6 protein-coding genes and 1 pseudogene are annotated in these 7,068 nt (G+C 65.6%); all 7 read left to right on the top strand.

Translation table 11 applies throughout. From position 1 onward, the window contains the following. On the top strand, positions 1–2,019 hold a 2,019-nt coding region (infB, locus tag W823_RS46885), incomplete at its 5' end, for a translation initiation factor IF-2 (protein ID WP_023959758.1). A gap of 88 nt (positions 2,020–2,107) precedes the next feature. Continuing rightward, positions 2,108–2,401, top strand: coding sequence for a DUF503 domain-containing protein (locus W823_RS46880; RefSeq protein ID WP_023959756.1), 294 nt, complete (start codon positions 2,108–2,110; stop codon positions 2,399–2,401). A gap of 76 nt (positions 2,402–2,477) precedes the next feature. After that, positions 2,478–2,966 (top strand): 30S ribosome-binding factor RbfA, encoded by a 489-nt coding sequence (gene rbfA, locus W823_RS46875; protein WP_023959754.1) that lies wholly within the window; start codon positions 2,478–2,480, stop codon positions 2,964–2,966. After that, positions 2,963–3,936 (top strand): annotated as a pseudogene (locus W823_RS58925) (bifunctional oligoribonuclease/PAP phosphatase NrnA). The gene rbfA and the pseudogene W823_RS58925 overlap by 4 nt, the downstream one beginning before the upstream one ends. Beyond that, on the top strand, positions 3,933–5,366 hold the full coding sequence (locus W823_RS46865; RefSeq protein WP_023959752.1) for an MATE family efflux transporter: 1,434 nt from the start codon (positions 3,933–3,935) through the stop codon (positions 5,364–5,366). Before W823_RS58925 ends, W823_RS46865 begins: the two are co-directional and overlap by 4 nt. 53 nt (positions 5,367–5,419) lie before the next feature. After that, positions 5,420–6,412, top strand: a complete 993-nt coding sequence (locus W823_RS46860; protein ID WP_023959750.1) for a metallophosphoesterase — start codon at positions 5,420–5,422, stop codon at positions 6,410–6,412. After that, positions 6,409–7,062, top strand: coding sequence for a 4'-phosphopantetheinyl transferase (locus W823_RS46855; RefSeq protein ID WP_023959749.1), 654 nt, complete (start codon positions 6,409–6,411; stop codon positions 7,060–7,062). Before W823_RS46860 ends, W823_RS46855 begins: the two co-directional genes overlap by 4 nt. The last annotated feature ends 6 nt before the right edge of the window (positions 7,063–7,068 follow it).

Genomic DNA, 7,068 nt, shown 5'->3' with positions numbered 1-7,068 from the left:
CCCGGCGGCGGTGGCGGCGGAGCCCCGACAGGTGCTCCCGGTGGTCCTCCCGGTGGGTTCCGCGGACGCCCAGGTGGTGGCGGTCGTGGACGAGGTGGCGGCGCAGCCGGTGCCTTCGGTCGCCCCGGCGGTGCAGTCCGTCGTGGTCGCAAGTCGAAGCGGGCGAAACGCGCCGAGTACGAGAGCATGCAGGCTCCCGCAGTCGGCGGCGTGCGGTTGCCACGTGGCAACGGCGAGACCATTCGCCTTGCTCGCGGTGCATCGCTGTCCGACTTCGCCGACAAGATCGACGCGAACCCGGCAGCACTGGTGCAGGCGCTCTTCAATCTCGGTGAGATGGTCACGGCCACCGAATCGGTGAACGACGAGACGCTCGAGCTGCTCGGCGGCGAGATGAACTACGTCGTGCAGGTCGTCAGTCCTGAAGACGAAGATCGCGAGCTGCTCGACTCCTTCGACCTCACCTACGGCGAAGATGCCGGTGGCGAGGACGACCTAGAGCAACGTCCGCCGGTGGTGACCGTCATGGGTCACGTCGACCACGGTAAGACGCGACTGCTCGACACGATCCGTAACGAGAAGGTCCGCGAAGGCGAGGCCGGTGGCATCACCCAGCACATCGGTGCCTACCAGGTCCTCACCGAACTGGACGGCAACGAGCGTCTGGTCACCTTCATCGACACCCCGGGTCACGAGGCGTTCACCGCCATGCGTGCCCGTGGTGCCAAGGCCACCGACATCGCGATCCTCGTGGTCGCGGCCGACGACGGTGTCATGCCGCAGACGGTCGAGGCGATCAACCACGCACAGGCGGCCGACGTGCCGATCGTCGTGGCGGTCAACAAGATCGACAAGGAAGGTGCTGATCCGCAGAAGATCCGCGCTCAGCTCACCGAATACGGTCTGGTTGCCGAGGACTTCGGCGGCGACACCATGTTCGTCGACATCTCCGCCAAGCAGGGCACCAACATCGACGCGCTGCTCGAAGCAGTTCTGTTGACCGCGGATGCCTCACTCGACCTGAGGGCGAACCCGGACATGGACGCGCAGGGTGTGGCCATCGAGGCCCACCTCGACCGCGGCCGCGGCCCGGTGGCAACCGTGCTCGTGCAGCGCGGAACGCTCAAGGTCGGCGACTCGATCGTCGCCGGAGACGCCTACGGACGTGTCCGACGGATGGTCGACGAGCACGGCGCCGATGTCACGGCGGCTCTGCCGTCGCGCCCGGTCCAGGTCATCGGTTTCACCTCGGTGCCCGGTGCAGGCGACAACCTGTTGGTCGTCGACGAAGACCGCATCGCCCGCCAGATCGCCGATCGCCGCAATGCGCGCAAGCGCAATGCGCTGGCCGCACGCAGCCGTAAGCGGATCAGCCTGGAAGATCTTGATTCGGCTCTGAAGGAGACTTCGCAGCTGAACCTGATCCTCAAGGGCGACAACTCGGGAACCGTGGAAGCGCTCGAAGAAGCGCTGCTCGGTATCGAGATCGACGACGAGGTGCAGTTGCGGGTCATCGACCGCGGTGTTGGTGGCGTCACCGAGACCAACGTGAACCTGGCGTCGGCATCGAACGCGATCATCATCGGGTTCAACGTCCGTGCCGAGGGCAAGGCAACCGAACTCGCGAACCGCGAGGGTGTCGACATCCGGTACTACTCGGTGATCTACCAGGCCATCGACGAGATCCAGAGCGCGCTCAAGGGCATGCTCAAGCCGATCTACGAAGAGGTCGAACTGGGTCGGGCCGACATCCGTGCGATCTTCCGTTCGTCGAAGGTCGGCAACATCGCGGGTTGTCTGGTCACATCGGGCATCATGCGCCGGAACGCCAAGGCCCGTCTGCTGCGCGACAACGTCGTGATCGCCGAGAACCTCACCATCTCCTCACTCAAGCGCGAGAAGGACGATGTCACCGAGGTCCGCGACGGCTACGAATGCGGTCTCACGATCACGTACAACGACATCAAGGTCGACGACGTCATCGAGACGTACGAGTTGCGGGAGAAGGCACGCGAATGACAACGGCGACGGACATCAAGGTCGACGACGTCATCGAGACCTACGAGTTGCGGGAGAAGGCCCGGGAGTAATCCCGGACCAGGACGTCATGTTTGTCGGCTCCCTGGAGATCGACCTACTGCTCGGAGACGTCCGGTCCCTGAAGCAGAAGCGCTCAGTGGTGCGGCCCATCGTCGCATCACTGGCGCGTCTGCGGGTTTCGGTCGCCGAGGTCGACGACCACGATCTGCACCGCAGGGCGCGGATCGGGGTCGCGGCAGTTGCCACCGATTCCCGGCACATCGGTGAAATACTCGATGCCAGTGAAGATCTGGTCATGCAGCGGCCCGAGGTCGAAGTGTTGTCCGTCCGGCGCAGAATTCGCAGCAGCGAGGACGACTGAGCTCACTGCAGCACAATTACTCGAAAAGAATTTTCGGCTCACGGGCCGGTCTGAGAACAAAAAGGAGTGAGGTCCCATGGCAGACCCCGCACGGGCACAGCGGTTGGCGAAGCGGATCTCATCGATTGTCGCCACGGCCATCGCCAAGGAGATCAAGGATCCCCGGCTGGCCTACATCACCGTCACGGACGCGAAGGTGACCGGCGATCTACACGATGCAACAATTTTCTACACGGTGATGGGTCCGTCGCTCGACGAAGAACCCGATTACGCGGCGGCGGCAGCCGGTCTGGCCAAGGCGACCGGCATCCTGCGGTCGAAGGTCGGAGCCGGAACAGGCGTCCGCTTCACCCCGACACTGAGCTTTGTGTTGGACAAGGTGCCCGACACCGCCCGTGATCTCGAAGAACTACTGGAGCGCGCTCGCCAGCAGGACGAGGAAGTCGCCCGGCTGGCCCGCGATGCCGCCCCGGCCGGCGATCCGGATCCCTACAAAGAACCGGCTCGGGCCGATGGTGATCCCGGCGACGAAGGTGCGGGTACTGCGGGTGCCGGCGAAAGGTGAACACCACCGAAACGGCGGCCACCTCCGCGCTGCGGTCGATCGTCGACGTGCTGGCAGCTGCCGAGCACGTCACCGTCCTCTGTCATACGCGACCTGACGCCGACACCATCGGCAGCGGCCTTGCCATAGCCGGAGCACTGCGACGCCGAGGCACCGTGTGGAGGTGAGCTTCCCCGATTCGACGACGCTACCTGCGGCGCTGGCCGAATTGCCCGGCGCGGACACGCTTGTCGAGCCGGGCGAGGTGGTCGGCCACCCCGTCGTGGTGACCGTGGACTGCGCCAGCATTCATCGTCTGGAATCGCTGGCCGCCGTCGTGGAGGCGGCGCAGTCATCGGTGGTGATCGACCACCACGCGTCCAACGACGGCTTCGGCACCATCAACTTCGTTGATCCCACTGCCGACTGCACGGCCGAACTCGTTCTCGAGATCATCGATGCGCTCGAGGTGCCGCTCGACGTCGAGGTCGCCACCTGTCTCTATGCCGGCGTGGTCACCGACACCGGGTCGTTCAAGTGGGCGAGCCCCCGATCACACAGGATCGCCGCTCGGTTGCTCGAATTGGGCGTCGACGGCCGGAGATGGACTCGGCGACTTCTCGACACCCACCGGTTCGCGTGGCTGACGATGGTTGCCGCCGCCCTCGACTCGGCGGAGCTGGTTCCCCACGCGTTTGCCGGACGCGGTCTGGTGTACGCCGTGGTCGACCACGAGTCGACCGCAGCGCTCGGCTGGGAGGAGAGCGAGAGTGTGGTGGACATCGTGCGCACCACCTCCGAAGCCGAGGTCGCGGTTGTGTTCAAAGAGGCCTCGCCGGGTCAGTGGACGGTGTCGATGCGTGCCAAGTCGGACGTCGACCTCGTCCCGCTGGCTCTGATACACGGCGGCGGCGGTCATCGGCTCGCAGCGGGATACGGCGCCACCGGAACGGCCGGGGAGGTCGTCGGGCAGTTGTTGCGCTCGGTGTGACCGAAGCGCCCGTCGGAGAGTTCACTCCCACCAACAGCCGAATTCTGCGGTTGTCGGCCTCGGCCCTGGTTGTTCTCGTGGCCGAGCCGTTGTACCTGATGCTCGATCTGGCCGTTGTCGGCAGGCTCGGTGGTCTCGACCTCGCGGCGCTCGGTGTCGGGGTGCTGGTCTTGTCTGTTGTCAGTACCCAGCTCACGTTCCTGTCGTACGGCACGACGGCCCGGGCTGCGCAGAAGTTCGGCGCCGGCGACCGGGCAGGCGCGGTGGGCGAGGGGTTGCAGGCCACGTGGATCGCGCTGGCAGTGGGTGCGATCATCGTGGCGGTCATGCAGGTGGCCGCGCCCTGGATCCTCGAAGTGCTCACCGGCGGTGGTGACGTGGCCGCCGAGGCCGTCGACTGGCTACGCATCGCGGTCTGTGGGGTGCCATTGATCCTGCTGTCGATGGCCGGTAACGGCTGGATGCGCGGCGTGCAGGACACCCGGCGCCCCATTCTGTACGTGGTTGCCGGACTGGGACTTTCGGCAATCCTGTGTCCGATTCTGGTGCACGGACTGCTCGGTGCGCCGCACCTGGGGCTCGTGGGCAGCGCGATCGCCAACGTCATCGGTCAGAGTCTGGCCGGGCTGTTGTTCGCGATCCGCGTACTCCGCGAGTTCAGTGCGGTCACTCGCCGGAAGCCGGTGGGCGCCGGTCCCGGTGATCGATCGACAGTGTCCAGGCGTCCTCAGTGGACGGTCATCGCAGCGCAGCTGACCCTTGGCCGCGACCTGATCATGCGCAGCCTCGCCTTTCAGGTGTGTTTCCTGTCCGCAGCCGCCGTTGCGAGCCGGTTCGGCGTCGCAGCGGTCGCGTCCCATCAGCTCGTCCTGCAGCTCTGGAACTTCGTCGCCCTCGTCCTCGACTCGTTTGCCATAGCGGCCCAGGCCCTGGTCGGTGCCGCACTGGGAGCTGGTGCGGTTCCGGCAGCATGGAGAGTCGCGCGCCGCGTGATCGCTTGGTCGCTGGGTGTGTCGGTCCTTCTGGCCGCGATGTTCGCCGCGGGCAACGCTGTTTTCCCGCGAGTGTTCACCTCCGACGCCGCGGTACTCGCAGAACTGTCCACGCCGTGGTGGTTCTTCGTCGCGATGCTCCCGATCGCGGGAATCGTTTTCGCCCTCGACGGCATCCTCCTCGGAAGCGCAGACGCGGCCTTCCTGCGCACCTCGACGCTGCTGTCGGCAATCATCGGATTCTTGCCGCTCATCTGGTTGTCCCTGGCGTTCGACTGGGGTCTGGCCGGTATCTGGACCGGCCTTGTCGTGTTCATGGTGCTGCGGCTGATCACCGGTGCATGGCGAGTGCGCGGTGGCCGTTGGACCGAGGTGTCATCCGGGCGACTCCAGCGCCCTGAACCGGGTCCACCCGAACCTTCGACTACCCTCGCGTGACGGGGCGGAAGACGAGACGGGCAGATCTGTGAACATCGGCGAAAGGACGCGACATGGCGACACTGTGGGCGATCAGTGACCTGCATGTCGCGCACCGCGGGAACGAATCGATCATCGATCGGATCCGGCCCGAGAACGACGGCGACTGGCTGATCGTCGCCGGTGACGTCAGCGAACGTACCGACGACATCTCCGACACCCTGCGCCGCCTCAAAGCGCGGTTCGAGACCGTGATCTGGACCCCGGGCAACCACGAGCTTTACACCACCGCCAAGGATCCCATGCAGATCTTCGGCGTCGCACGCTACGACTACCTGGTGCAGATGTGCCGCGATCTGGGCGTCGTCACACCCGAGGACATCTACCCCCTGTTCGACCCCGGTGACGGGACCGCGCCGGTTCGCGTGGTGCCGATGTTCCTGTTGTACGACTACACCTTTCGACCCAAGGGAACCGTCAACAAGTTGCAGGCCCTGGCTGTGGCTCGGGAGAACAACGTGGTGGCCACGGACGAGTTCCTGTTGTCGCCCGAGCCGTTTCAGACGCGCGACGCCTGGAGTCGGGCCCGCATCGAACAGACTCGCCGCCGGCTCGACCGACTCGACCCCACCGAGCGCACAGTGCTGATCAACCACTGGCCGCTGCGACGAGAGCCCACCGACGCATTGATGTACCCCGAGTTCGCCCTGTGGTGCGGCAGTGAACTCACCGACGACTGGCATCTGCGGTACAACGCGATGTGCAGCGTGTACGGACACCTGCACATTCCCCGCACCACCTGGTACGACGGGGTGCGGTTCGAAGAGGTGTCGGTCGGCTACCCGCGCGAATGGGGCCGCCGAGGCCTGCCGGATCCCTTGCTGCGCAAGATCGTTCCCGATGACGGGTTGCAGCCCGAGCACCTGCCCGAACACGGCGCCCGGTTCGAGCTGCCCCCGGACTACAAGGAACGCGCCGAGGAGTTCGCCCAGCAGCTGGCCAAGAAACGTGAGGACGTGAAGGTGCGCCGCGCCGAGCGTGAACAGAAGCGAGACGAGACACCATGATCGAAAAGCTGTTTCCCTCAGGGGTCGCAGTGGCAGAGTCGTTCGGCGAGATGGCCGACGCCGAGCCGATGGCCGCCGAGGCCTCGTTGATCGCCCGTGCCGTGGACAAACGTCGTCGCGAGTTCGTCACCACCCGCAACTGCGCACGCGAGGCGTTGAGCCGACTGGGTGTCGAGCCGGTGCCCATCCTGCGTGGTGACAACGGTGAACCGCTGTGGCCCCGTCAGATCGTGGGCAGCCTGACCCACTGCGACGGGTACCGGGCGGCGGTCGCGGGCTATGCGATGCAGGTCCGTTCGCTGGGCATCGATGCCGAACCGCACGAGCCCCTCCCCGAGGGAGTTCTCGAGCACGTCAGCATCGAGCCCGAGCGAGAAGTGTTGGCGGTCCGGGACTCGGACGTGCACTGGGACCGACTGCTGTTCTGCGCAAAGGAAGCCACCTACAAGGCATGGTTCCCGTTGGCCAAACGTTGGCTCGGTTTCGAGGATGCGCACATCACGTTCGAGCAGACCGCAGAGGGCACGGGCACTTTCCGTACCGAACTCCTCGTGGACGGTGCCACCGTGGACGGGGGCCGGCCCTTGCTCGGGTTCGATGGGCGCTGGTTGGTCCAGGACGGTCTCATCGTCACCGCGATCGTGCATTGAGGAGTC

It is taken from the genome of Williamsia sp. D3 (genome assembly GCF_000506245.1).
Lineage (GTDB): Bacteria > Actinomycetota > Actinomycetes > Mycobacteriales > Mycobacteriaceae > Williamsia > Williamsia muralis.
This window is presented reverse-complemented; position numbering and strand designations above follow the sequence as displayed.